We start from the raw sequence: 24,501 nt of genomic DNA, 5'->3' as shown, positions 1-24,501 counted from the left end.
TTCGGCTTCCACCTGCGCCTCCGACTGCGCCTCCGCCTCGGCTTCCACCTGCGCCTCCGACTGCGCCTCCGCCTCGGCTTCCACCTGCGCCTCCGACTGCGCCTCCGCCTCGGCTTCCACCTGCGCCTCCGACTGCGCTTCCACCTCCGCCTCGGCTTCCACCTGCGCCTCCGACTCCGCTTCCACCTCCGCCTCGGCTTCCGTCTCCGTCGTCTCCTTCGCCGACCCTTTCTTTTCGGCCGGGGGGACGTCTGGCGCTGCCGGTGCCGGTGCGGCTGGATTTGGTGCTTCCGGTTCTGGTGCCGTCGGGCGGGGCCGTTGGCGTGCCGCCACCGCTCGCAGCCAGCGCTCGTGGAGTTCGAGGCGTTCCGCCGGGGCCGCCCCGCAGAACGCGGCCAGCCGTTCGACGGGGGCGAAGTCCTGGGGCACCGCCTCCCCCGCGCAGTAGCGGTGCAGGGTGGAGGTGTTCATGTGGAGGCGCCGGGCCAGGGAGCCGTAGCTCCGGTCCGTACGGTTCTTCAGCGCGCGCAGCAGCGCCGCGAACTCCTCGACATCGTCCCGCACGGGTACCTTCCCCCGGTCGTCGGCATCCCAGGCACTCGTATACCTGCACGTCAAAAGGGCTGGGATGGTTCCAGGGCGGTGAACCGGGCGGTCGCCGTTGCGGTGCGCCGCGGTGAGCGCCGATGCTTCTGGTGCCGCACCGACCGGCGCCGGACCGACCGGCCGGCGGGGTCCGCGGCAGCCCGCATCCACGCAACCGTCCACGGGGGACACCCATGCCCAAGCGCACCAGGACCGGCGCGCTCACCGCGTTCACCGCACTCGTCGGCGCCGCACTGGCCGCCGGTACCGCACTCGCCGCACCGGCGGCGGCCGCACCCGGGACGTCCGGCTTCCTCGCCGCGGCCGACCTGCCGCCGCGCCCCGGCTCGTCCTGGACGGCCGGCCGGGTCACCGCCGGCCTGCCGGAAGCCGTACGGCAGGACACCTGCCTGGGCGTCGCGCTCGGCGGCGGCCAGGACAGCCGGCACCGGGAGTTCCGGACCGACCTCGACACGAGTGCCCGTCAGATCACCGCCGAACTGCCGAGCGCGCGTGCCGCGCGGGGCCGCTTCGCGAAGCTGGACGAGGACATCGTGTCCTGCGCGGACCGGATCGAGAGGGACGACCCGCAGACCCGGGCCGCCTTCCGGGACCTCGGCGACCTGCGCGTCGGCGACGGCGCCCATGTCTACGCCCTGCGCACGGTGACCTCGTGGGGCGCCGCCGACATCCGGCTGCTCTCGCTCGGCCGGGAGGGGCGCACCGTCACGGTCGTGGACTGGGGGCAGCTCGGCGGCTTCGCGGACGCGCCGGTGAAGGAGTTCCGGAAGACGACCGCCACGGCCGTGCGCAAGCTCCACTGACGTTCGAAGAAACCAGCTCACAGAACACGGGGAACGAACATGATCAGCAAGACCCGCACCGTCCTCACCGTCGGCATGCTCGCCGTGGCCCTCGGGCTCGGCGCCACCGCGCAGGCCTCGGCCGGCGCGCCGCGCGGCGTCAGCGGTGCCCCGGGCGACGACATCACCCGCATCGCCGACTTCTACGGCGCCTACATCGACGCCGAGAGCGACCCCGACGGCAGTGGCCGGCTGCCCGTCGCGCTGCGCGCGTACTACATCGACTCCGCCTACCTGAGGAAGCTGGCGGCCTGGGAGAACCGCGAGCACGCGGACGGGGTGCTGCGCGCCCAGAACACCCCGCTCAAGTGGAAGGTCACGGACCAGGGCACGGCCGGCAACCGCACCGAGGCCGTCATCACCCTCACCTGGAGCCGCAACAGCACCTCGAAGCTGGTCGTCGACATGAACCACCGCACCCACAAGATCACTCGCATCGGCACCACCGGTCCCGCCGGCAACTAGCCGGAAGAGCGGCTTTCGGCCAGCTTCGGCGGGGCCGCGGACCGCGTGAAACAGCTCCCGGGGGTGCCCGAGGGGCTGTTTCACGCCTGGTCGACGGCACCGCTGGCGCGTACGGGACGGTCCGGGAGACGACGTACGGGCCGGGACCCCTCCTGGACATGGCCGAACACCCCGGCGTCATCCGCGTGACATGACTGGCGCGTGCCCGAGCGGGCATGGATCCCCGTGAACGTGTTCGATCAGGAGGGGAATCGGCAACGCGTGCGGGCGGGGGTCATGAACAGTCAGGCGCGAGGGGGCGGTCCCGTTGCCATCGGGGCCTCCTCGGCGAGATCCACGGGGGAAGAGACCGACACGACGGAACGGGGACACCCGGCACGGCTCAGGTGTCGGCTGGGACGGTCGGACCTGCGGGCGGTGCCCGAGGCGCGCAGGGAACTGAGGGAACTGCTGCGGCACTGGGGGAGACCGGGCCGCTCCGAGATCGCGGAACTGCTGACCAGCGAACTCGTCACCAACGCGCTCGTCCACACCGACCGCGAGGCCGTGCTGACGGCCTTCCTGGAGCCCAGTCAACTGCGGGTGGAGGTACGGGACTTCACGGCGCGCAGGCCGCGGGTGTGCACCCCGGGCGGCGGCGACGGCACACACGGCCGGGGCATGGTGCTGGTCGACTCCCTCGCGGACGCGTGGGGCGTACAGGCGCACGGCGTCGGCAAGTCGGTGTGGTTCGAACTGGACGCCGAGGCCGCCTAGCGACGAGCGCGTACACCGGACGTGTGCACCGGCGGCGAACGGCGGTCGCGTATACAACGGGACGGGGGCGTGACCCTGAAGGTCACGCCCCCGTCCCGAATGCCGTCCGGTCGTCAGCCGAACTGCTGCTCAAGGTCCTTGAGCTTGCGCTCGAGCGAGTCCAGTCGAGGCAGCGCCATTGTGTCGTCCTCCGCGGTCAGGTCGACCGTGATCGGATCAGACCCTTTGCGGACCGGCTGCAGGGAGGGCCGAGAGCGTACGGGCAGTTCCGGCGATATGGCAGGCTCCGCGGAGGCCTGCGAAGGTCCGCGTTCGACCTGGTGCACCTCGTCCTGCCGACCGGTGCGTCCGACGAAGCCGCGGTGGCCGCGGCTTATCGCCTTGAGCTGGGCCCGCTCCAGGCGGTCCTTCTCGCGGCGGAGCAGCCGGTTCTGCTCCTTCTGCCGCTGGTCGTCGCGCACCTCCTCGACCGCCTCGTCCAGGCTGCGCACGCCCTCCAGGAGCATCAGCGACCAGGCCTTGTAGGTCTCGCGGGGAGCGCGCAGCCAGCGCACGATACGGATCTGCGGCAGCGGCCGCGGGACCAGACCCTGCTCGCGCAGGGCGGCCTTGCGGGTCTGCTTCAGGGCGCGGTCGAACAGGACGGCCGCGGACAGGGACATGCCGGCGAAGAACTGCGGAGCGCCGGCGTGGTCGACACCCCTGGGCGCGTGCACCCAGTTGAACCAGGCCGCGGCGCCCGCGAACGTCCACACGAGCATGCGGGAGCCGAGGGCCGCGTCACCGTGGCTCGCCTCGCGCACCGCGAGGACGGAGGAGAACATCGCCGCACCGTCCAGGCCGAACGGCACCAGGTACTCCCAGCCGTCGGACAGGCCGAGGTTCTGCTGGCCGAAGCCGACCAGCCCGCGGAACGAGAGAGCCGCGGCCACCGACGCCGAGGCGAACAGGAGCGCGTAGGAGACGGTGCCGTATATGGCCTCCTTGCGCCGACGCCGCTCCTCGCTGCGCTCCCACGAGTCGTCCTTCGCGTGCTCCCCGCTGGACCGCTTGGAGCGCGTCAGTACCGCCACCGCGACCAGCATGCCCAGGAGCAGTACGGCGCCGGGTAGCAGCCAGTTCAGCGATATGTCGGTCAGTCTCATCTAGGGGTCCCTTGCATTGGGATAGGGCGTATCGCCCGCCATAGTGGCCCAATTCCACTGGCCCTCAGGGGGTTTCGGGGCAAGAGGCCGCCAAGGAAGTACAAGGGGATGCCCCAGGGCGGCATTCTGCTCGAACTGCCGCGTGAGGGGCGGGAGTTGAGTTCGAGTAAGACTACCCATACGGGTGGTTCCTCGGAAAGTTCCTGCGGCAAGTGAGGAAGTTGTGAATTCACTGTCCGCATGGGTGATCTTGCCATGGGTGATCCTAGTGGATGCCACGGGGTGGCCCGAACGCGGGGTACGCCCGTGGTGCGCCCGGCGCGCGGCCCTGAGGGCGCCTCAGGCCGCCGCTGCCGCCGCGAGTTTGGCGATCCGCTCGTCCTCGCAGGTCCGAGGGCAGGTGTCGCACATCAGCTCGGGGCGCACGGTGTAGAACATGCAGCAGCTCGCCCGGTCCCGGGTGGGCAGCGGCTGCCCGTCCGGCCCGGTCAGCACGCGGAACCCGGCCGAGCCGACGTACGGCTTGGTGGCTCCCGGGAGCAGCTGCTCGATCGCCCGTACGGCCCGTTCCTCCTCGCCGAGGAGTTCGGCGATGTACCAGAGCCCCTCGACGATCTCGTCGGTCGCCATGCCCCACAGCGCGCGCCCGCGGCGCCGCATCCGCGGGCCGAAGCCGCCGAGGACCGGTTCCAGGTGCTCGGCGACGGCCGCCCGCACCGCCGCCCGCAGCGCCTCCTCGTCGGCGACCACGACCGCGCCGGGCAGTGTCGCGGCCGGGTCGTCCGGGAGGCAGGCGAAGGACGCGACGCGCACGGCCATCCGGCCGGCCACGCGGTCGTAGGAGACGCCGTCCGCCGGCAGCCGCGGCACCCGGCGGTCCAGGAACCACGGGACGGTGATCAGGAGGCAGGCGGGCCAGGCGTACCGGTGCAGGCCGAAGCTCGCGATCACGTCGGGGCGGGCCTGCTGTCCGTAGTCCCGCACCACCTGGTCCTCGTCCCAGGCGAGGAAGGCGTCCAGGCCGGGGCCGCCCGCCGCGAGTTCCGCGGCGCCGACCCAGCCGGCGCCCCGGGGTGCCTCCTCGTCCGGACCGAGCTCGGTCACCGCGAGTTCGGCGTAGACCTCGGTGAGGCGGGCGTAGGCCGCGGAGACGGGGGAGGGCATGGGTGACCACCGATCGGACACGGAAACCGGCTGCTGAATAAGTAAGCCTTACCTTACCCATCCGAACGGAAATTTGAACTGGCGCCTTGTGCGCCTAAGGTGCTTGACGGACAAGTAACAACCCGCCGTTAATGACCCAAGTGCCGACGGCCCGGAGGAGGACCCGTGAAGCAGGACGCGCACGCGGCTCCCGCCGAGGCGGCCAGAGTGCCCGCGCAACGGTCCGGGGAGACGGCGACCCGCTCCACCGCCCGTGACGCCGCCGGATACGCCGGTACGGCGGCGGCCCGCGGCGAGCACACCCACGGTGAGCACCCGCACGGGGAGCGCGCCCACGCTGAGCGCGCCCACGGAGAGCGGCCGGCCCCGCGGCCCAGGCCCGCCGTGCAGCGGGCCTCCGTGCGCGGGCAGATCCTGGACGCGCTGCGCACCGCGCTGGCCAGCGGTGAGCTGGCGCCGGGCGAGGTCTACTCGGGCCCGGCGCTGGGGGAGCGGTTCGGGGTCTCCGCCACGCCGGTGCGCGAGGCGATGCAGCAACTGGCCCAGGAGGGCGCGGTCGAGGTCGTGCCCAACCGCGGGTTCCGGGTCGTGCGGCGGGGCGCGCGGGAGCTCGCCGAACTCGCCGAGGTGCGGGCGCTGATCGAGGTGCCGGTGCTCATGCGGCTCGCGCGCAGTGTGCCGGCCGAGCGGTGGGCCGCGTTGCGGCCGCTGGCCGAGGAGACGGCGCGGGCCGCGGCGACGGGGTGCAGGGCGACGTACGCGGAGGCCGACCGGGCGTTCCACCGGGCGGTGCTGGCCCTCGCCGGCAACGAGCAGTTGGTGCAGATCGCGGAGGATCTGCACCGGCGCGCGGTTCCGCTGCGCCTGGCCCGGGCCGAGATGGTGGCGGACGCGGCGGAACACGCGGCGCTGCTGGAGGCGTTGGCCGCGCGGGACCTGGACGCCGTCCGGACGCTGGTGACGGGGCACTTCGCCGACGCGGGGTGAGGAGCGGAGACCTCCCAGGGGGACCACCGCGCGGGTGCGCCGGGTGCGCCGGGTGCGCCGGGTGCGCCGGGTGCGCGGCGGGCGTCGAGTGGGCGTCGAGTGGGCGTCGAGTGTGCGCCGGGTGCCGGGTGCCGGGTGCGGGTCTGCGGGTGCCGGTCGCGCGGTTTCCCGCGCCTCACGGTTTCCCCGCGGGCGCAGTTTCCCTGCGCCCCCGCCGTTTCCCCGCGCCCTCGCCGTTTCCCCCGGGCCCTCGCCGTTTCCCCGCTCCCCCGCCAGGGGGCGGCCCTCTCAGGCCGTGGCCGCTCCTGGTGTGGGTGGCGTCAACTGGCGGGCCAGCCAGGTCGGGACGCCGCCCAGGAGCCTGAACAGCCGTCCGGCCTCCTCGCGCAGGCGTGAGGCCTCCGGTTCCGACTCCGCGTCGGCCAGGGAGGCGAGGGCCGGGGCCGTGCCGACGAGGTAGCCGAGTTCCTCCCTGATCCGCAGCGACTCGGCGAAGCCGTGCCGGGCCTCCGCCAACTCGCCGTCCCGCAGGGCCAGTCCCGCCAGATGGCGCCAGGTGAACGACAGCAGCAGCGGATCGGCGTGGGCGGTGGCCGCCGCGTGGGCCCGGCGGTAGGCCGCGCGCGCCGCCTGCGGGGACCGGGTGAGGTTCTCCGCCAGCAGGCCCCGGCGGAAGTCCAGGAGCGCCCGCTCCGGCGCCCCCGGAGGGATCAGCGCCGCCGCCCTGCCGAGCGCCGCCCGCGCCTCGTCGGCCCGGTCGCGCACCGCGTGCAGCGTCGCCGCGTAGGCGAGCTGGCCGCGTTCGCAGGCGGCCGCCCCCCGTTCCTCGTCGGTACGGGCCTGGGCCTCCGCCGTCCGCAGCGCGTCCTCGGCCTCTTCCCAGCCCCGCTCGGTGTACAGGCACCGTTCGACCATCAGCCCCGCCCGTTGCAGCGAGTACGCCGCGGTGTCCGACGGCAGCAGAGCCGCCGCGTCGGCCCAGCAGGCCCGCGAGCGCAGCCGCCATACCGCGGTCTGGAGCGGATCGTCACCGGCGTTCGTTCCGTTCCCAGACATGGCGGAGTACGCCACGTTGCCCTCCCCTAGCGCGCCGTCGAGCAGTGAAGTGGTGGCGGCATTCCAGCATCGATCACGGCGCGGGGCCAAGAGGGTGGGTGAATAATTTCACAAAGTCGTGGGACAGTGACCGTACTTGACGTGAACCGGTCGCACGCCCGCGTGACCTCAGCTCATCCGCAACGCCAGGAAGAAATCGAGCTTGTCCTCCAGCCGGGACAGGTCCCGGCCCGTCAACTGCTCGATCCTGCCGACGCGGTAGCGCAGTGTGTTGACGTGCAGGTGGAGACGGGTGGCGCAGCGGGTCCAGGAGCCGTCGCACTCCAGGAATGCCTCCAGCGTCGGGATCAGCTCGGCGCGGTGGCGACGGTCGTAGTCGCGCAGGGGGTCCAGCAGCCGGGCGGTGAAGGCGCGGCGGACGTCGTCGGGCACGAAGGGGAGCAGCAGGACGTGCGAGGCCAGTTCCTGGTGGCCCGCCGCGCAGACCCGGCCGGGCCGGGCCGCGGCAACCCGGCGGGCGTGCCGGGCCTCCTCCAGCGCGCCGCGCAGCCCCTCCGCCGAGTGCACGGCCGCGCTGACCCCGAGCGTGACCCGGCCGTCCTCGCCCAGGCCCGCCGACAGCGGGTCCCGTACGGCCCCCAGCAGCGCGTCGGCGTGGATGCCGGACTCGGAGCCGTCGTGCTCGGCGGCGACGGCGGGCAGCGGGACCAGGGCGATCGCCTCGTCGCCGGTGTGGGCCACCGCTATCCGGTCGGAGGGCTCGGGTCCGGTCGCCAGCGGGTCGACCAGGATCTCCTCCAGCAGGGACTGGGCCACCGGACCGCCCTCGACCTCCCCGCCCGCCCACTCGACCCGGGCGACGACCACCTGCCAGTGCGGGGCCGCGCCGAGGCCCGGCAGCAGCACCGGGGCGGCCACCCGCAGCCGGGCGGCGATCTCGGCCGGCGCCGCGCCCGCCTGGACCAGCTCCAGGACCTCCTGGGCCAGCCGGCGCCGTACCGTGCGGGCCGCGTCCCGGCGGTCGCGCTCCACGCAGATCAGCTGGGTGACGCCCTGGAGCAGATCCAGCCGCTCCTCGGGCCAGTCGCCCGCGTCCGCCTCGACGGCCAGCAGCCAGTCCGACAGGACCGTCTCGCGCACGTCCCGGGACCCCTGCGGGGGGCGGCCGCCGGCACGGATCGGGAAGAGCGAGTACGTCGTGCCGTCCAGCAGCACGCGGTACGGGCCGCGGCGGCCGGTGCGGGTGGCGGCCAGGTGCTCGGCGGCCAGGCCGGCGCAGGCGTCGGCGGGCAGCGCCGGGCCCGTCACCTTGGAACCCGCGATCAGCCGGCCCGTCGGGGACAGCACCCAGGCACGCAGGTCGAGGTCGGAACCGAGCAGGTCCAGCACCACGTCAGGACCGCCGCCCGCCGGGCCCGAGGTCATCATCCGGCGGTGCCGGTCCACGACCGCCGCGAGGTCCCCGGCCCGCTCGCCGCTGACCTGCCGTACGACATGCTCGGTGATCGTCGCGAACGCCACCGACTCGTGCACCGCGAACAGGGGCAGGCGGTGGCGCGCGCAGGCCGCGATCAGATCGTCCGGGACGTTGCCCAGCTCGGCCTCACCGGCCGCCAGCGCCGCCACCCCGGCCTGCACCAGCAGCCGTGCGAACGGCTCGGAGTCCGCCGCGTCCCGGCGCCAGGCCAGGCCCGTCAGCACCAGCTCGCCCCCCGAGAGGTAGCGGCTGGGGTCGCGCAGGTCCGTGGTCATGACCCCGCGTACGGTGCGGTCCAGCTCGTCCTCGCCGCCGAGCAGCCGCAGGCCCAGCGCATCGGTGTCCAGCAGTGCGCGCAGCCGCATCTCGTCGCCGCCGTTCCGTGTCTCGAAATCTACGATGAATCTTGAAGGGGCATGGGGAACGCACCCGGCGGGCGCCGCCGCGGGCCGTGACCGAGAGCTGCGGGACCGCAACCGACGGTCGCCAGGGCGTTTCCCGGGTTTCCACAGGAAAACCAGGAGGTTACTGATGACCTCCGTTCATACGAATCTACAAGATGCCCGTGCTGGCCAGCCAACTCCTTCATGGTTTCGGTGACTGACCCCGCTGGAGTACGGGGCGGTGTACTGACCTCGTTCCGCGTTAACAGGACATGAACGAGCCTGGCCCGCCGCACACGGATTGGCTCAATCCGCACGACTCACGAGAATCAACGAGACGGAGAAGAGAGCCGGTCATGGACTTCCTTCGCCCCGCCAGCTGGGAGGAGGCGCTCGCCGCGAAGGCCGAGCACCCCACCGCAGTGCCGATCGCGGGTGGCACCGATGTGATGGTCGAGATCAACTTCGACCACCGCCGGCCCGAGTACCTCCTCGACCTCAACCGCATCGTCGATCTCTACGAATGGGAGGTCGGCGAGGAGAGCGTACGCCTCGGCGCCTCGGTGCCCTACACCCGGATCATGGAGCACCTGCGCACCGAGCTGCCCGGCCTCGCGCTCGCCTCGCACACCGTCGCCTCCCCGCAGATCCGCAACCGCGGCGGCGTCGGCGGCAACCTCGGCACCGCCTCCCCGGCCGGCGACGCCCACCCCGCGCTGCTCGCCGCCGGCGCCGAGGTCGAGGCCGAGTCGGTGCGCGGCACCCGGCTCATCCCCATCGACGACTTCTACACCGGGGTGAAGCGCAACGCGCTCGCCGCCGACGAGCTGATCCGCGCCGTGCACGTGAGGAAGGCCGACGGCCCGCAGCAGTACTCCAAGGTCGGCACGCGCAACGCGATGGTCATCGCCGTGTGCGCCTTCGGGCTCGCCCTGCACCCCGAGACGCGCACCGTGCGCACCGGGATCGGCTCGGCCGCCCCCACGCCCGTACGTGCGCGGACCGCCGAGGACTTCCTGAACGCGGCCCTCGACGAGGGCGGCTTCTGGGACAACGGACAGATCATCACCCCGTCGGTCGCCAAGCAGTTCGCGGACCTGTGCGCCGCCTCCTGCAACCCGATCGACGACGTCCGGGGCACCGCCGGCTACCGCCGCCACGCGGTCGGCGTGATGGCCCGCCGGACCCTCACCTGGACCTGGGAGTCGTACCGCGGCACCACTTTTCGGAAGGGGAGTGTCGCCTGATGCGCGTCAACTTCACCGTCAACGGACGTCCGCAGGAAGCCGACGACGTCTGGGAGGGCGAGAGCCTGCTGTACGTGCTGCGCGAGCGGCTCGGGCTGCCGGGCTCCAAGAACGCCTGCGAACAGGGCGAGTGCGGGTCCTGCACGGTCCGCCTGGACGGGGTGCCGGTCTGCTCCTGCCTGGTCGCGGCCGGCCAGGTGGAGGGCCGGGAGGTCGTCACCGTGGAGGGACTGGCGGAGTACGCGCGGCAGCGGGCCTGCGGGGGTGCGGACTCGACGACCGGTGAGGACGCCGGACTCTCGCCCGTCCAGCAGGCGTTCGTCGACGCCGGCGCCGTCCAGTGCGGCTTCTGCACGCCCGGCCTGCTGGTCGCGGCCGACGAGATGCTGGAGCACAACCCCAACCCGTCCGACGCGGACATCCGCGAGGCGCTGTCGGGCAACCTGTGCCGCTGCACCGGCTACGAGAAGATCATGGACGCGGTCCGCCTCGCGGCCGCCCGGCAGGGAGAGGCGGTCTGAGCCGATGCCTTCCGACAGCGCCCCCCTCGGCACACCCACCAAGGTCACCCAGGGCTCCCCGGCCAAGGGCGGCATCGGCGAGTCCACACTCCGCCCGGACGGCACCCTCAAGGTCACCGGCGAGTTCGCCTACTCGTCCGACCTGTGGCACGAGGACATGCTCTGGGGCCAGATCCTGCGCTCGACGGTCGCGCACGCCGAGATCGTCTCGATCGACATCGGCGAGGCCCTCGCCCAGCCCGGGGTCCACGCCGTCATGACGTACGACGACCTGCCCACCGAGGTGAAGAACTACGGCCTGGAGATCCAGGACACCCCGGTCCTCGCGCACGGCAAGGTGCGCCACCACGGCGAACCGGTCGCCATCGTCGCCGCCGACCACCCGGAGACCGCCCGCCGCGCGGCCGCCAAGATCAAGGTCGAGTACCGCGAGCTGCCCGTCATCACCGACGAGGCCTCGGCCACCGCCCCCGGTGCCGTCCTCGTCCACGAGAACCGCACCGACCACCACATCGGCCACGTCCCGCACCCCAACATCGTGCACCGCCAGCCGATCGTCCGCGGCGACGCCGACGAGGCCGCCCGGCGCGCCGACGTCGTCGTCAAGGGCGAGTACCGCTTCGGCATGCAGGACCAGGCCTTCCTCGGCCCCGAGTCCGGTCTCGCGGTGCCCGAGGAGGACGGCGGCGTCCACCTCTACGTCGCCACCCAGTGGCTCCACTCCGACCTGCGCCAGATCGCGCCCGTGCTCGGCCTGCCCGAGGACAAGGTGCGGATGACGCTGGCCGGTGTCGGCGGCGCGTTCGGCGGCCGCGAGGACCTGTCGATGCAGATCCACGCCTGCCTGCTGGCGCTGCGCACCGGCAAGCCCGTCAAGATCGTCTACAACCGTTTCGAGTCCTTCTTCGGGCACGTCCACCGCCACCCGGCCCGCCTCTACTACGAGCACGGGGCCACCCACGAGGGCAAGTTGACGCACGTCAGGTGCCGGATCGTGCTCGACGGCGGCGCCTACGCCTCCGCCTCCCCGGCCGTCGTCGGCAACGCCTCCTCGCTCGGCATCGGACCGTACGTCGTCGACGACGTGGACATCGAGGCCATCGCCCTCTACACCAACAACCCGCCCTGCGGCGCGATGCGCGGCTTCGGCGCGGTCCAGGCCTGCTTCGCCTACGAGGCGCAGATGGACAAGGTGGCTGCGCAACTCGGCATGGACCCGGTGGAGTTCAGGAAGCTGAACGCCATGGAGCAGGGCACCGTCATGCCGACCGGGCAGCCGGTGGACTCGCCCGCCCCGGTCGCCGAACTCCTGCGCCGCGTCAAGGCGATGCCGCTGCCGCCCGAGCGCCAGTGGGAGAGCAGCGAGGGCGCGGACGTACGGCAGCTGCCCGGCGGTCTGTCCAACACCACCCACGGCGAAGGCGTCGTCCGCGGCGTCGGCTACGCGGTCGGCATCAAGAACGTCGGCTTCTCCGAGGGCTTCGACGACTACTCGACCGCGCGGGTGCGGATGGAGGTGGTCGGCGGCGAGCCGGTGGCCACCGTGCACACCGCGATGGCGGAGGTCGGACAGGGCGGGGTCACCGTCCACGCGCAGATCGCCCGGACCGAGCTGGGTGTCGCCCAGGTGACCATCCAGCCGGCCGACACCCGGGTGGGCTCGGCGGGTTCGACCTCGGCCTCCCGGCAGACGTACGTCACCGGGGGCGCCGTCAAGAACTCCTGCGAGCTGGTCCGGGAGCGGGTCCTGGAGCTCGGCCGCCGCAGGTTCGGCGCCTACCACCCGGCCTGGGCCACGGCCGAGCTGCTGCTGGAGGGCGGCAAGGTCGTCACCGACGCCGGCGAGGTGCTCGCCGACCTGGCCGACGTGCTCGGCGAGGACGCGGTCGAGATCGAGGCGGAGTGGCGGCACCGGCCGACCGTCCCCTTCGACCTGCACACCGGGCAGGGCAACGGCCATGTCCAGTACAGCTTCGCCGCGCACCGCGCGGTCGTCGAGGTCGACACCGAGCTGGGCCTGGTCAAGGTGGTCGAACTGGCCTGCGCCCAGGACGTCGGCAAGGCGCTCAACCCGCTCTCCGTCCTCGGCCAGATCCAGGGCGGCACGACCCAGGGCCTGGGCATCGCGGTGATGGAGGAGATCATCGTCGACCCGAAGACGGCCAAGGTGCGCAACCCCTCCTTCACCGACTACCTGATCCCGACCATCCTCGACACGCCGACCATCCCGGTCGACGTCCTCGAACTCGCCGACGACCACGCCCCGTACGGGCTCCGTGGCATCGGCGAGGCGCCGACACTCTCGTCGACGCCGGCCGTCCTCGCGGCGATCCGCGACGCGACCGGACTGGAGCTGAACAGGACCCCGGTACGCCCGGAGCACCTGACGGGCAACGCCTAGGCGCACCACCACCGTTCGTCTCGGGCCGTCCCCCGGGTCGTGCACATCCCAATCCTCTTTGAACCTTGGGAGACGGCACCATGGCCCAGCAGTCGGCAGAGCCCAGGACCACACCCGAGGACGCGGGCGACGGCACCCGCGTCCCGGCCGGACGGTCCTGGCTCGACCGGTACTTCCACATATCCCGCAGAGGATCCTCCGTCGCGCGTGAGGTCCGCGGCGGCGTCACCACCTTCATGGCGATGGCCTACATCCTCCTGCTCAACCCCCTGATCCTGTCCGGCAAGGACGTCGCCGGCGACACGCTCGGACGGTCGGCGCTGATCACGGCGACCGCGTTCGCCGCGGCCTTCACCACGCTCCTGATGGGCTTCGTCGGCCGGGTGCCGCTCGCGCTCGCCGCCGGCCTGTCGGTGTCCGGGGTCCTGTCCTCCCAGGTCGTCCCGCAGATGACCTGGCCGCAGGCGATGGGCATGTGCGTGCTGTACGGCGTGGTCATCATGCTGCTGGTCGTCACCGGCCTCCGCGAGATGATCATGAACGCGATCCCGCTCGCCCTCAAGCACGGCATCACCATGGGCATCGGGCTGTTCATCGCCCTCATCGGCTTCTACAAGTCCGGCTTCGTGCACCAGGGCAGGGCCACCCCGGTCACCCTGGGCCCGGCGGGCGAACTGGTGGGCTGGCCGGTACTGCTCTTCGCCGGCACCCTGCTGCTCATCTTCGTGCTCCAGGCCCGCAACGTCCCCGGCGCCATCCTGATCGGCCTCGCCGCCGGCACGGCCGTGGCCGCCGCGCTCAACGCCGCCGGGGTCGTCGACCCCGGACAGTGGGCCGGCGGGGCCCCGAACTGCACGGCTCCGCCGTCTCCATGCCGGACTTCTCGCTCTTCGGGCACGTCGCGTTCGGCGGCTGGGGCGGGGTCGGCGCCATGACGGTGACGATGATCGTCTTCACCCTGGTGCTCGCCGGCTTCTTCGACGCGATGGCCACCGTCATCGGCGTCGGCACGGAGGCCGGGCTCGCCGACGGCAGGGGGCGGATGCCGGGCCTGTCCAGGGCGCTGTTCATCGACGGCGCGGGCGGGGCGATCGGCGGGGTGGCCGGCGGCTCCGGCCAGACCGTGTTCATCGAATCGGCCACGGGTGTCGGCGAGGGCGCCCGCACCGGGCTCGCCTCCGTCGTCACCGGGCTGTTCTTCACGGCCTGCCTGTTCTTCACCCCGCTCACCGCGATCGTCCCGCAGGAGGTCGCCTCCGCCGCCCTGGTGGTCATCGGCGCGATGATGCTGATGAACGCCCGGCACGTGGACTGGGCCGACCGGGCCACCGCCGTCCCGGTGTTCCTGAGGGTCGTCCTGATGCCCTTCACCTACACCATCACCACCGGTGTGGCCGCGGGCGTGATCTCGTACACCGCCATCAGGACGGCCCAGGGCAGGGCGCGGGAGATCGGGGCATTCATGTGGGCACTGACCGCGATCTTCCTGGTCTATTTCGCCCTCCATCCCATCGAGAGCCGGCTCGGCGTCCACTAGGCGCTCCGCCGGCTCGCCCGCGCCCCTCCGGGGGCGCCCTTCCCCACCGCCCTCTTCCCCACCGCAGTCAAGGAGATCCGGACATGCTGGACATCGCCGAGGAGCTGGACCGGTGGATCGGCGAAGGGCGTGACTTCGCCGTGGCCACCGTCGTGGCGGTCGGCGGCAGCGCCCCGCGCCAGCCCGGCGCCGCCCTCGCGGTGGACGCCGACGGGACCGCCGTCGGCTCGGTCTCCGGCGGGTGCGTGGAGGGCGCCGTGTACGAGCTGTGCCGGCAGGCGCTGGCGGACGGCGAGACCGTCCTGGAGCGCTTCGGGTACAGCGACGAGGACGCCTTCGCCGTCGGCCTGACCTGCGGCGGCGTCATCGACATCCTCGTCACCCCGGTACGGGCGGCGGATCCCGCCCGGCCGGTGGTCGCGGCCGCGCTGGCCGCGGCGGCCCGCGGGGAGGCGACGGCGGTCGCGCGGATCGTCACCGGGCCGGCCGAACTCCTCGGCCGCGCCGTCCTGGTGGACGCCCACGGCTCCCGCCGGGGCGGCTTCGGCGGCCGTCCCGAGCTGGACCGCACGGTCGCCGCCGAGGCCCTCGCCTTCCTGGACGCCGGGCGCACCGGCACCCGGGAGATCGGGGAGTGGGGCTCGCGCTGCGGAGCACCGCTCACGGTGCTGATCGAGTCGTCCGTCCCGCCGCCCCGGATGATCGTCTTCGGTGCGATCGACTTCGCGTCCGCGCTGGTGCGCGTCGGCAAGTTCCTCGGCCACCACGTGACGGTGTGCGACGCGCGGCCCGTGTTCGCCACGAGGGCCCGCTTCCCCGAGGCCGACGAGATCGTCGTCGACTGGCCGCACCGGTACCTGGAGCGGACGCGGGTGGACGGCCGTACCGTGCTGTGCGTCCTCACCCACGACGCCAAGTTCGACGTCCCGCTGCTCCGGCTGGCCCTGCGCCTGCCGGTGGCGTACGTCGGCGCGATGGGCTCCCGCCGCACCCACCTGGACCGCAGCGGACGGCTGCGCGAGGTCGGTGTCACCGAGCTGGAACTGGCCCGGCTGCGCTCCCCGATCGGCCTCGACCTCGGCGCCCGAACGCCCGAGGAGACCGCCCTGTCCATCGCCGCCGAGATCGTCGCCGACCGCCGTGGCGGCAGCGGCGTCTCCCTCACCGGCGCGCACACCCCGATCCACCACGACGCGACGTCCGCCCCGGCGCGGCGGATCGGGTCGGTGGCCTAGCCCCCGCTTCCCCCCGTGCGGCCACTGGCGTGTGCCCCCGGAGCGCCCGGTCCGTTCCCCCGATCGTCTTACCGGTCCGGGCGCCAGGGGACGATCGAAGCGTCTCCGCCGCCGTCGTACAGCGTCAAATGACGCATTCGGCGGCGGGAGTTCCGTTCTCATGCGTTCCGGGTGCAAGCGGACCGCTCACTCCTCGGCCCAGCGCCTGAGGCCCGCCAGGTCGAGCACGACGGTGCGGCCCCGGCGGGTGGCCACCAGGCCCTCCTGCTGCATGGCCCGCAGACAGCGCACCACCGACTCCCGGGAGGCCCCGGTGGCGGCGGCCAGTTCACGCTGGTTGACCTGGACGGAGACGGCGCCGGGCAGCGTCTCGGGTGCGGCCGACCCGTACTGGACGGCGAGTTTCACCAGCAGTCCGGCGACCCGGGCCCGGGTGGTGCGGGCGCCCTGTTCGGCGCGCAGCCCGTCCGAGTCCCGCAGGCGGCCCACGACACTGCGCAGCACCGACAGGCACAGGCCCGGGTCGCGCGCCAGCAGCCGGACGAAGGCGTCCGAGGTGACCACCACGCCCTCGCTGCGGCGCATCGCGGTGACGGTCGCGCCGCGGGGCCGGCCGTCGATGCAGGAGAGTTCGCCGAGGAGTTCACCGGGGCCGCGCAGGGCGAGCAGGCTGGTGTAGCCGTTGGCCGAGTCGACCGTCGCCTTCACCAGGCCGCCGGTGAGCAGCACGACGGAGTCGGCCGCCTCGCCCTCGTGCATCAGCACCGTGCCCCGGGCCCATCCGCGCGGGTGCCCGGCCTCCCGCAACAGCTTCGCCTCCCCGGGCGAGAAGAACGCCACCTTCCGAGCCTCCCGGCCGCCTCGACGCACGGTGACCGTTCGGCACCGGAGGGCCACTGTCCATCGTGCGGGCGGGCCCTGCCAAGGGGCCACCGGCCGCGCGGGGGCGCGATCAGGCGCGACGGAGCAGCGAGTTGACGGCCCGTCCGAACACCGCCCGGGCCACCCGCCGCACCAGCGGGTCGAACACCGACGGCACCCCCCGCACCCGCAGCTCCTCGTGCCACACCACCCGGGTGCGGCCGCCGGGGCCGGGGCGCACCTCCAGTTCGGCCCAGCCGAGCACCACCCGGCCGTGCTTGACCAGGCGGCACCGGCCGGGGCCGCCGTCCTCGGGAGGCTCCCAGACGGTCACCTCCATCGGGTCGTCGAAGGACAGCGGTCCGAGACCCGAGCGGGCCACGAAGACGGTGCCCTCGTGGGTCGGGGCGTCGGTGAGGACGGTGATCCGGGTCAGCGGGACCACGTCGGCGTGCCGGGACCACTCCGTGAGCCGGCGCCACGCCTCGTCGATCGGCAGCGGAGCCGTCCGCTGGAGGATGAAGTTGACCACGGCACGATCGTAGGGAACGTGCCGCCGCCGGCGGGACGCGCTCCGCGTGTTCACAGGGCCGGCGAAATCCCCCGACCCGGACCGGAACCGGCGCCGCCCGCCGTACGATTCCCGCCATGGGCGGGCGAAGCACCCCTCCCTCAGGGCGAGTTGGCTGTCATGCCGCTGAAGAGCCACGGCGTACCGATCGCACGCGCGGTCGACACCCGGCGCGAGGGCGCGGGTGACAGCCCGCACTACCAGATCCACCTCACGGATGACACCGGAGTCCACTACCGGGCCGCCGTGAACGTCCTCTCGCAGCAGAATCCCGCCGGTCTGCTCTACCTCGTCGACGACGGCTTCGAACACCCGCTCACCGCCCGCCTGGATGGCCCGGCGGGCGGCTGGAACACCCTGCCTCCCGGGCCCTGCCGCCCGGGAGGGGTGGTGGGTCGTCTTCTGGACCGGGCTCCGCGCGGCCCTGTCCCGGCCGTGCGGTGGTGCGGCACCATGAGCGCGACCCGTCCGCCGTCGTCGTCCCGGGGGCCGCTCATGGCGCACGAAAGCGAACCGCAGCGCAGACTCGACGCGTTGATGCGCGAGCCGTACCCGCTCTACGCGCGGGCACAGGCGGCCGAGGGGCTGGTGCACGTGCCCGAGCTGGACGCCTGGCTGGTCGCCCGGGACGCCGACGTACGCGAAGTGCTGCTCCGCACGGAGGAGTTCTCGTCGGTGAACGCGTTACGGCCGGACGCCATGCCGGTGCCCGCCGCGCTGGAGGTGCTGGGCGGCGGCTTCGGCGGCGGTGCGGTGGTCGTCGTCTCGGACGGCGAACGGCACCAGCGGCTGCGCGCCCCGCTGCTGCGCGCGCTGTCGCCCGCGCGGATCGCGGCGGCGGTGCCGTACGTCCGGGAGCGCGCCGCCGCCCTCGTCGACGGGTTCGCCGCCGACGGCGGGGCGGAGCTGATGGCGGCCTACGCCGCGCGGCTGCCCGGCGAGGTGATCGGCCGGATCGTCGGGCTCGACCCCGCCGACGTCCCGCTCGTCGTGCACGGCGGTCACCGCGCCGAGGAACTGCTGTTCCGCCCGCTGACGGAGGACGAGCAGGTCGCCGCCGCCGAGGACGTGGTCGCCATGCAGCACGTCCTCGACGCCTGCGTCCGCGACCGTCACGTCCGCCCCCGCGAGGACCTGGCCACCGAGGTCGTCGCCGCGGTGGCCGGACCGGGCGGGGACGAACTCACCCTGGCGCAGCGGCACGAGGCCGTCGCGCATCTGCAGAACCTGCTGATCGCCGGGCACCTCACCACCACCGCGCTCATCGGCACCGCCGTCCTGCACCTGCTGAGCCACCGGGGGCAGTGGGAACTGCTGTGCGCCCGGCCCGACCTGATCCCGGCGGCCGTCGAGGAGGCGGCCCGCTACGACACGGCGCTCCAGGGCTTCCGCCGGGTCGCCACCCGTCCTGTCGTCCTCGCCGGCACCGAACTCCCGGCCGAGGCGGAGCTGTTCGTCGCCTTCGGCGCGGCCAACCGGGACGCCGCGCGGCATCCGGGCCCCGACGCGTTCGACATCACCCGGGACGCCCCCGCCCGCCATCTCGCCTTCGGCCTCGGTGCGCACGCCTGTGTCGGCGCCCAGCTGGCCCGCGAGCAACTCCGCATCACCCTGGAGGAGTTGACGCGCCGGCTGCCGGGACTGCGGCTCGCGCCCGGCCGTCCGGTCACCATGCGCCCCACGCTGATCCACCGCTCCCCGGAACAGCTCCACCTGGTCTGGTGAGGGGCGGGGGAGGGTCACGGCCGGTACACCCTGCCCGGTTCGGCCCTGCCGGGTGCCGGCAGCTGCGGGACGGTGACGAAGACGTACCCGCGCGCCTTGAGGGCGTCGATGATGCCGGGCACGGCGGGCACGGTGCCCCGGTACAGGTCGTGCAGCAGGATGATGCCGTCCCGGGACGCCTGGTCCAGGACCCGCCGGGTGATGAGCCGGGAGTCGGTGGTCAGGTAGTCCTTCGCGGTCACGCTCCACAGCACCTCCGCCGGGCCCAGCTCGCGGCAGACCCGGTGGACGCCGGCGTCGGTGCGGCCCTGCGGCGGGCGCATGAGCGTCGGTCTCCGGCCCGTGAGGCGCTCTACGGCGTCGTCGGTACGGGTGAGTTCCGCGCGTATCCCGCGGTCCGGGAGCCGGGTGAGGATCTTGTGGCCCCAGGTGTGGCCGGCGACCTAGTGTCCCTCCGCGGCCGTCCTCCTGACCAGCTCCGGGTACGTCTCGATGTGTTCTTGCTCGGAGGGGTGCCCGATAATGGCACGGCGGGACTGTACGCACAGTTTATAGAAAATGTGTGCGAATTTATGCGGGTGGCCGGATCCGGTCCTCGATGCCTTCGGCGGCCCCCGGTGTGACCATGGAGGAGGGGGCCGACCCCGGCCGAGAGGACGTGCCGTGCGCTACCGGGACCGTGCCCACGCCGGCCGCGAACTGGCCGACGCGCTGAGGAGGTTGCGGGACGAGGGCGCCCTGCCGGACCCGGTCGTGCTGGCGCTGCCCCGAGGCGGCGCGGCGGTGGCGGCCGAGGTCGCGCGCGAGCTCCCGGCCCCGCTGGACGTGCTCGTCGTACGCAAGATCGGAGCGCCGTCCCACGAGGAGTTCGGCGTCGGCGCGATCGCCGGGGACGACCCGCCGCTCCTCGACCGGGCGACCCTCGCCCACCTGGGCCTGAGCGAGGAGTCCCTGGCCCCCGTGGTGGAACGGGAGCGGCGGGAACTGCGCCGCCGCGAGCTCCGGTACCGGCAGGGCCGGCCGCCGCCCGGGCTGCGCGGCCGTACCGTGATCGTCGTCGACGACGGGCTGGCCACCGGATCCACCGCACGCGCCGCCCTGCGCCACGTACGGCGGCACGGCCCCGCCCGGACCGTGCTGGCCGTCCCGGTCGGCGCGCCCGACTCCCTGGACGCGATGGCCGCCGAGGCCGACCTCGTGGTCTGCCCCTGCCGGCCGGTCGCCTTCAGCTCCGTCGGCCAGTGGTACGACGACTTCGGGCAGCTGACGGACGCCGACGTGCTCGACGCGCTGCGCGCGCCCTGACGGGGGAGGGGCGGCGCGGTGCCGGAGCTGACCGAGGACGAGGCGAGGCGGCGGTTCGCCGCGGCGCGGGTGGCACGGCTCGCGACCGTCGACGAGGCCGGCCGTCCCCATCTGGTGCCGGTCGTCTTCGCGCGCTACGGCACGGACGGCGTCGTCACGGCCGTCGACCACAAGCCCAAGACCACCATGCGCCTCAAGCGGCTGCGCAACATCGCCGCGCGCCCCTTGGTGTGCCTCCTCGCCGACGCGTACGACGAGGACTGGGAGCGGCTGTGGTGGGTCCGGGCGGACGGCGCGGCGAGCGTCGTCCCCGCCACCGCGGGCGTCGTCGCGGCACTGTGCGGGAAGTACCCGCAGTACCGCGAGCTGCCCCCGGGCGGTCCCGCGGTCCTGGTGACCGTGTCGCGCTGGACCGGCTGGCAGGCGGCCCCCCGCGAGGACTGAGGCCGCGCCTGTCAAGCCCCGAGCTGTCGGAACATGACCCCGCCCGCCGGTTCCGGGTCTACTCGCAGGACGGGTCCGCCCGGGCGGGCGACCGCACCGCTGGATACGATTTGGGCAGGTTTTGGATGCTGCGGGGTGACGAGGGGATGACGACGCGCATCGCGGGCTACGAGGTCCAGGGCGAGATCGGGCGCGGCGGGATGGCCGTCGTCTACCGCGCGACGGACCTGCGCCTGGACCGCACCGTCGCGCTGAAGCTGCTCGCCCCCGAGATGGCCCGCAACGACACCTTCCGGCGCCGTTTCTCCTACGAGTCGCGCGTGGCCGCCGCCCTCGACCACCCCCACATCGTGCCGATCTTCGAGGCGGGCGAGACGGATGGCGTGCTGTACATCGCGATGCGCTACGTCTCCGGCCCGGACCTGCGCGCGCTGCTCGACAAGGAGGGCGTCCTGCCGGTGGACGCGGCGCTGCGCATCGCCGCCCAGGTCGCCTCCGCGTTGGACGCGGCCCACGAGCACGACCTGGTGCACCGGGACGTCAAGCCCGGCAACATCCTGGTGGCGCGGGGCACGGACAGCGAGCATCCCGAGCACGTCTACCTCACGGACTTCGGACTGACCAAGAAGTCGCTCTCGCTGACCGGGTTCACGACCGTCGGCGAGTTCGTCGGCACGCTGGACTACGTGGCGCCCGAGCAGATCTCGGGCCGCCCGGTGGACGGCCGCTGCGATCTCTACAGCCTCGCCTGCGTGGTGTTCGAGATGCTCGCCGGCGGCCCGCCGTTCGTCCGGGACGAGGACATCGCGCTGCTGTGGGCGCACCAGTACGACCTGCCGCCCGCGCTCAGCGAGGCCCGCTCGGGGCTGCCGCCCGGCCTCGACGACGTGTTCGCCAGGGCGCTGGCCAAGGTCCCCGAGGACCGCTACGGCTCCTGCCTGGAGTTCGTCGGCGCGCTGCGCACCGCCGCGTACGGCACGGGAGCGGCGGAGCCGGAGCCGGAACCGCCGGAGTGCTCCGGCGACGGGACCCCCACGGTCGGTCTGTCCACCGGCCGCACCCCGCACCGCACCCCGCTCCCGCCCGCCTGGGCCCGCCCGGTCTTCGGCCGCTGAGCGCTCCGCCGCAGGCGCCGCGGTGTGCCGCCGGCCGTCAGCCCCCGGCGAGGTACTGCTCCGCCCAGACCGTCTTGCCGGTGCCGGAGTGCCGGGTGCCCCAGCGCTGGGCCATCTGGCCGACGAGGAGCAGTCCGCGGCCGCCCTCGTCGAAGGTGTGGGCCCGCCGCATGTGCGGGGCGGTGTTGCTGGAGTCGAAGACCTCGCAGGTCAGGGTGTGGTCGTCGTGGATGAGCCGGAGCCGGACCGGCGGCCGGCCGTACCGGAACGCGTTGGTGACCAGTTCGCTGACGATCAGCTCGGTGATGAACGCCGCCTCCTCCAGCCGCCAGGCGATCAGCTGCTCGGTGGCCCGTTTGCGGGCCTCGGCGACGGCGGCCAGGTCGAAGGGCAGCTCCCAGGTGGCGACCCGGTCGGCGTGCAGGGCGTGGGTGCGGGCGACGAGCAGCGCGATGTCGTCGTCGGGGCGGTGGGTGAGCATCGAGGTCAGGACCCGGTCGCAGACGGCGTCCAGGTTCCGGGCGGGCCGGGCGAGCGCGGCGAACATCTTGTCGAGGGCCTCGTCGATGTCGTGGTCGCGGGGTTCGAGCAGCCCGTTGGTGTAGAGGGCGACGAGGCTGCCCTCGGGCAGCTCCGTCTCGTACGACTCGAAGGGCAGCCCGCCCAGGCCGAGCGGGGGCCCGGCGGGCACGTCGAGGAAGTGGACGGTGCCCTCGGTGACCACGGCCGGCGGCGGGTGGCCGGCCCGGGCGACGGCGAGCCGCCGGGTGACCGGGTCGTAGACGCCGTACAGGCAGGTCGTGCCCACACCGCCGGCGGTCTCCGCGCAGTCGTCGGCGCCCGCCTCCTCGGCGGAGAGGTGGACGACCAGGTCGTCGAGGTGGCTGAGCAGCTCGTCGGGCGGCAGGTCGACGTCGGCCAGGGTGCGGACCGCCGTACGGACCCGGCCCATGGTGGCCGCGGCCCGCATGCCGTGGCCCACGACGTCGCCGACGACGAGCGCGACCCGGGTCCCGGACAGCGGGATCACGTCGAACCAGTCGCCGCCCACCCCGGCCCTGCTCACCGAGGGCAGGTAGCGGGTGGCGATGTCCAGCGCCGACTGCCGGGGCAGCGTCTGGGGGAGCAGACTGCGCTGGAGGGTCATCGTGGTGGTGTGCTGCCGCTCGGTGCGCGCGGAGCCCTGGATGCTGGTGGCCGCCCGGGCCGCCAGCTGCCGGGCCAGCCACAGGTCGTCCGCGTCGAACGGCTCGGCCCGCCGGCTCCGCCCGAAGAGGGCCACCCCGAACGCGGTGCCGCCCGCCCGCAGCGGCACCGCCAGCAGCGAGTGCGCCCCGCTCTCCCCGATCCACGCCGCGGCCTGCGGATCCTCCCGCGCCCAGCGGGCCACCACCGCGTCGTCGCCCGTGTACACCGCGCCCTGTCCCCCGGCCAGGCACTGGCCCGCGGGGGACCAGGGCGGGCAGCGCAGCGCCGCGCCCGACGGCTGGGGGAGCGGCGGCCCGTCGGGCACCGAGCGCACGGCCGCCCGCCGCAGCGCGCGGCCGTCGCCGGGCGCCGCGCCCGGCCGGGGCGCGTCCAGCAGGTCCACGGCGCACACGTCGGCGAAGGCGGGCACGGCCACGTCGGCCAGTTCGCGCGCGGTGCGCTGCATGTCGGCGCCGGTGCCGATGCGCAGCCCGGCCTCGCCGAGCAGCAGCATCCGCTGCCGTACCAGCCGTTCGGACGGGTCGGGGTGGGCCGTCAGGGCCACCGCGCGCACCCGCCCGCCGGAGTCCGCCAGCGGCACCAGCCGGGCCTGCCAGCCGCGGTCCGGGTCGGCCGGGTCCAGCCGGAGGCGGACGTCCTGCGGTCCGCCGCCGTCGAGGACCCGCCGCATCCCCGCCTCGGCCTCGGCGCTGCCCTCGTACGGCGCGATGTCGGTCAGCCGCAGCCCGCGCATCGTCCCCTCCGCCAGGGAGAGCGTGCGCTGCATCCCGGCGCTGGCCCGCGCCAGCCGCAGCGCCTCGTCGAAGACGGCGGTGACGCAGGGGGACTGGTCGAAGGCCCAGGCCCCGAGCGTCCGGTCGGCGGCCGGCGGCGGTCCGGTCACGGCGGACACCACCAGCCACTCCGTGCCGCCCGGCCGCCGTCCCGCGGGCCGGCGGTGCACCAGTACGTCGTGGTCCAGGCGGTGTCCGGCCCGGTGGCGCAGCGCCGCGGTCCCGCTCCAGCGCGGCCCGGTGGCGGCCTCCCGCCAGGTGTCCCGGTCCGGTTCGGCGAGCAGTCCGGCGGCCGGGTGCCCGAGGATCTCGGCGGGCGGATAGCCGAGCAGCAGCCCGGCCCCGTCGCTCCAGCCGGTCACGACGCCCCGCTCGTCCACCGTGACCGCCGCGGTGTACGCCCCCTGCGGCACGGCGTGGGTCTGCGCCGGGTTGCTGGGAGGGGTGGGACGTCGCTCCATCGCCGCTCATCCTTCGCGGAACCTGCACGGCCGACTCTCCCCACCAGGATGATCCCGGCCGGCGGTGAGCACCAATCCGCCACCGCCCGCGCGCTCCGCGCCCTGCCCGCGCCCCGCCCGTCCCGGTTTCCTGTGACGCGCCTGTGACAGTCGGCGGACGGCGTCATGACGTCGGCTTGTCAGGGTTTTGTAAACGGACAAAACGCCCCTTATGG

Annotated in this window: 20 protein-coding genes and 3 pseudogenes; 14 read left to right on the top strand and 9 right to left on the bottom strand. The window is 73.7% G+C overall.

Annotated elements, in window-relative coordinates; translation table 11 throughout:
* Window positions 1–564, bottom strand: a 564-nt coding sequence (locus tag ACZ619_RS25775) for a helix-turn-helix domain-containing protein (protein WP_469603274.1), incomplete at its 3' end; no start/stop codon positions are given.
* Between the two features lie 215 nt (window positions 565–779).
* Here ACZ619_RS25775 and ACZ619_RS25770 point away from each other — a divergent pair.
* The 3 genes from ACZ619_RS25770 to ACZ619_RS25760 all read left to right on the top strand — a co-directional run bounded on the left by ACZ619_RS25770 (window position 780) and on the right by ACZ619_RS25760 (window position 2,669).
* The gene (locus ACZ619_RS25770; RefSeq protein WP_469603271.1) at window positions 780–1,409 is read left to right on the top strand and encodes a hypothetical protein; all 630 of its coding nucleotides are present in this window, start codon (window positions 780–782) and stop codon (window positions 1,407–1,409) included.
* Between the two features lie 39 nt (window positions 1,410–1,448).
* On the top strand, window positions 1,449–1,913 hold the full coding sequence (locus ACZ619_RS25765) for a hypothetical protein (RefSeq protein WP_469603268.1): 465 nt from the start codon (window positions 1,449–1,451) through the stop codon (window positions 1,911–1,913).
* A 276-nt stretch (window positions 1,914–2,189) separates the two neighbouring features.
* Window positions 2,190–2,669: an ATP-binding protein gene (locus ACZ619_RS25760; RefSeq protein WP_469603265.1), complete on the top strand. Its 480-nt coding sequence runs from the start codon at window positions 2,190–2,192 to the stop codon at window positions 2,667–2,669.
* 113 nt (window positions 2,670–2,782) lie between these two features.
* Here the strand turns inward: ACZ619_RS25760 and ACZ619_RS25755 are convergent, their stop codons facing one another.
* Window positions 2,783–3,814: a DUF2637 domain-containing protein gene (locus ACZ619_RS25755; RefSeq protein WP_469603263.1), complete on the bottom strand. Its 1,032-nt coding sequence runs from the start codon at window positions 3,812–3,814 to the stop codon at window positions 2,783–2,785.
* A gap of 339 nt (window positions 3,815–4,153) precedes the next feature.
* On the bottom strand, window positions 4,154–4,978 hold the full coding sequence (locus tag ACZ619_RS25750) for a (2Fe-2S)-binding protein (protein ID WP_469603260.1): 825 nt from the start codon (window positions 4,976–4,978) through the stop codon (window positions 4,154–4,156).
* A gap of 165 nt (window positions 4,979–5,143) precedes the next feature.
* Here ACZ619_RS25750 and ACZ619_RS25745 point away from each other — a divergent pair, with 165 nt between their 5' ends.
* On the top strand, window positions 5,144–5,965 hold the full coding sequence (locus ACZ619_RS25745) for a GntR family transcriptional regulator (RefSeq protein ID WP_469603257.1): 822 nt from the start codon (window positions 5,144–5,146) through the stop codon (window positions 5,963–5,965).
* 288 nt (window positions 5,966–6,253) lie between these two features.
* On the opposite strand, the gene ACZ619_RS25740 is transcribed toward ACZ619_RS25745, so the two are convergent.
* Together ACZ619_RS25740 and ACZ619_RS25735 are read right to left on the bottom strand one after the other, a co-directional pair.
* Complete coding sequence (locus ACZ619_RS25740) at window positions 6,254–7,021, bottom strand: hypothetical protein (RefSeq protein ID WP_469603254.1); 768 nt, start codon at window positions 7,019–7,021, stop codon at window positions 6,254–6,256.
* Window positions 7,022–7,189: 168 nt separating this feature from the next.
* Window positions 7,190–8,863, bottom strand: coding sequence for a PucR family transcriptional regulator (locus ACZ619_RS25735; protein WP_469603251.1), 1,674 nt, complete (start codon window positions 8,861–8,863; stop codon window positions 7,190–7,192).
* A 374-nt stretch (window positions 8,864–9,237) separates the two neighbouring features.
* Between ACZ619_RS25735 and ACZ619_RS25730 the strand changes: the two genes are divergently transcribed.
* From ACZ619_RS25730 to ACZ619_RS25710, 5 genes and pseudogenes are all read left to right on the top strand, one after another.
* The gene (locus tag ACZ619_RS25730; protein ID WP_469603249.1) at window positions 9,238–10,128 is read left to right on the top strand and encodes an FAD binding domain-containing protein; all 891 of its coding nucleotides are present in this window, start codon (window positions 9,238–9,240) and stop codon (window positions 10,126–10,128) included.
* The gene (locus ACZ619_RS25725; RefSeq protein ID WP_469603246.1) at window positions 10,128–10,649 is read left to right on the top strand and encodes a (2Fe-2S)-binding protein; all 522 of its coding nucleotides are present in this window, start codon (window positions 10,128–10,130) and stop codon (window positions 10,647–10,649) included. The genes ACZ619_RS25730 and ACZ619_RS25725 overlap by 1 nt, the downstream gene beginning before the upstream one ends.
* Window positions 10,650–10,653: 4 nt before the next feature.
* The gene (locus ACZ619_RS25720) at window positions 10,654–13,050 is read left to right on the top strand and encodes a xanthine dehydrogenase family protein molybdopterin-binding subunit (RefSeq protein ID WP_469603243.1); all 2,397 of its coding nucleotides are present in this window, start codon (window positions 10,654–10,656) and stop codon (window positions 13,048–13,050) included.
* Window positions 13,051–13,130: 80 nt separating this feature from the next.
* Window positions 13,131–14,587: pseudogene (locus ACZ619_RS25715) on the top strand (NCS2 family permease).
* Between the two features lie 83 nt (window positions 14,588–14,670).
* Window positions 14,671–15,822, top strand: coding sequence for an XdhC family protein (locus tag ACZ619_RS25710; RefSeq protein ID WP_469603240.1), 1,152 nt, complete (start codon window positions 14,671–14,673; stop codon window positions 15,820–15,822).
* 186 nt (window positions 15,823–16,008) lie between these two features.
* Here the strand turns inward: ACZ619_RS25710 and ACZ619_RS25705 are convergent, their stop codons facing one another.
* Window positions 16,009–16,662, bottom strand: coding sequence for a Crp/Fnr family transcriptional regulator (locus ACZ619_RS25705; RefSeq protein ID WP_469603237.1), 654 nt, complete (start codon window positions 16,660–16,662; stop codon window positions 16,009–16,011).
* Window positions 16,663–16,774: 112 nt separating this feature from the next.
* Window positions 16,775–17,215 carry an SRPBCC family protein gene (locus tag ACZ619_RS25700; RefSeq protein WP_469603234.1) on the bottom strand — a complete coding sequence of 147 codons (441 nt, stop codon included), beginning with the start codon at window positions 17,213–17,215 and terminating at the stop codon, window positions 16,775–16,777.
* A 159-nt stretch (window positions 17,216–17,374) separates the two neighbouring features.
* Between ACZ619_RS25700 and ACZ619_RS25695 the strand changes: the two are divergent.
* Window positions 17,375–17,605 (top strand): annotated as a pseudogene (locus ACZ619_RS25695) (DUF2278 family protein); the annotation flags it as partial.
* Window positions 17,606–17,749: 144 nt separating this feature from the next.
* Window positions 17,750–18,979: a cytochrome P450 gene (locus tag ACZ619_RS25690; RefSeq protein WP_469603301.1), complete on the top strand. Its 1,230-nt coding sequence runs from the start codon at window positions 17,750–17,752 to the stop codon at window positions 18,977–18,979.
* Between the two features lie 14 nt (window positions 18,980–18,993).
* On the opposite strand, the pseudogene ACZ619_RS25685 reads toward ACZ619_RS25690, so the two are convergent.
* Window positions 18,994–19,482 (bottom strand): annotated as a pseudogene (locus ACZ619_RS25685) (polysaccharide deacetylase family protein); the annotation flags it as partial.
* Between the two features lie 160 nt (window positions 19,483–19,642).
* Between ACZ619_RS25685 and ACZ619_RS25680 the strand changes: the two are divergent.
* From ACZ619_RS25680 to ACZ619_RS25670, 3 genes are all read left to right on the top strand, one after another.
* Complete coding sequence (locus ACZ619_RS25680; protein ID WP_469603231.1) at window positions 19,643–20,284, top strand: phosphoribosyltransferase; 642 nt, start codon at window positions 19,643–19,645, stop codon at window positions 20,282–20,284.
* Between the two features lie 18 nt (window positions 20,285–20,302).
* On the top strand, window positions 20,303–20,728 hold the full coding sequence (locus tag ACZ619_RS25675; protein ID WP_469603229.1) for a TIGR03668 family PPOX class F420-dependent oxidoreductase: 426 nt from the start codon (window positions 20,303–20,305) through the stop codon (window positions 20,726–20,728).
* A gap of 146 nt (window positions 20,729–20,874) precedes the next feature.
* Complete coding sequence (locus tag ACZ619_RS25670; RefSeq protein WP_469603226.1) at window positions 20,875–21,843, top strand: serine/threonine-protein kinase; 969 nt, start codon at window positions 20,875–20,877, stop codon at window positions 21,841–21,843.
* A 37-nt stretch (window positions 21,844–21,880) separates the two neighbouring features.
* On the opposite strand, the gene ACZ619_RS25665 is transcribed toward ACZ619_RS25670, so the two are convergent.
* Window positions 21,881–24,286, bottom strand: coding sequence for a SpoIIE family protein phosphatase (locus ACZ619_RS25665; RefSeq protein ID WP_469603222.1), 2,406 nt, complete (start codon window positions 24,284–24,286; stop codon window positions 21,881–21,883).
* Window positions 24,287–24,501: the final 215 nt, after the last annotated feature.

The organism is Streptomyces sp. NPDC104367 (assembly GCF_055583825.1).
This window is presented reverse-complemented; position numbering and strand designations above follow the sequence as displayed.

What these genes read in the sequence shown, in the direction of transcription:
- ACZ619_RS25770 (WP_469603271.1), top strand. Translation starts at nt 780, where the DNA reads ATGCCCAAGCGCACCAGGACCGGCGCGCTCACCGCGTTCACCGCACTC.
- ACZ619_RS25765 (WP_469603268.1), top strand. Translation starts at nt 1,449, where the DNA reads ATGATCAGCAAGACCCGCACCGTCCTCACCGTCGGCATGCTCGCCGTG.
- ACZ619_RS25760 (WP_469603265.1), top strand. Translation starts at nt 2,190, where the DNA reads ATGAACAGTCAGGCGCGAGGGGGCGGTCCCGTTGCCATCGGGGCCTCC.
- ACZ619_RS25755 (WP_469603263.1), bottom strand. Translation starts at nt 3,814, where the DNA reads ATGAGACTGACCGACATATCGCTGAACTGGCTGCTACCCGGCGCCGTA.
- ACZ619_RS25750 (WP_469603260.1), bottom strand. Translation starts at nt 4,978, where the DNA reads ATGCCCTCCCCCGTCTCCGCGGCCTACGCCCGCCTCACCGAGGTCTAC.
- ACZ619_RS25740 (WP_469603254.1), bottom strand. Translation starts at nt 7,021, where the DNA reads ATGTCTGGGAACGGAACGAACGCCGGTGACGATCCGCTCCAGACCGCG.
- ACZ619_RS25735 (WP_469603251.1), bottom strand. Translation starts at nt 8,863, where the DNA reads ATGCGGCTGCGCGCACTGCTGGACACCGATGCGCTGGGCCTGCGGCTG.
- ACZ619_RS25730 (WP_469603249.1), top strand. Translation starts at nt 9,238, where the DNA reads ATGGACTTCCTTCGCCCCGCCAGCTGGGAGGAGGCGCTCGCCGCGAAG.
- ACZ619_RS25725 (WP_469603246.1), top strand. Translation starts at nt 10,128, where the DNA reads ATGCGCGTCAACTTCACCGTCAACGGACGTCCGCAGGAAGCCGACGAC.
- ACZ619_RS25720 (WP_469603243.1), top strand. Translation starts at nt 10,654, where the DNA reads ATGCCTTCCGACAGCGCCCCCCTCGGCACACCCACCAAGGTCACCCAG.
- ACZ619_RS25710 (WP_469603240.1), top strand. Translation starts at nt 14,671, where the DNA reads ATGCTGGACATCGCCGAGGAGCTGGACCGGTGGATCGGCGAAGGGCGT.
- ACZ619_RS25690 (WP_469603301.1), top strand. Translation starts at nt 17,750, where the DNA reads ATGGCGCACGAAAGCGAACCGCAGCGCAGACTCGACGCGTTGATGCGC.
- ACZ619_RS25670 (WP_469603226.1), top strand. Translation starts at nt 20,875, where the DNA reads ATGACGACGCGCATCGCGGGCTACGAGGTCCAGGGCGAGATCGGGCGC.
- ACZ619_RS25665 (WP_469603222.1), bottom strand. Translation starts at nt 24,286, where the DNA reads ATGGAGCGACGTCCCACCCCTCCCAGCAACCCGGCGCAGACCCACGCC.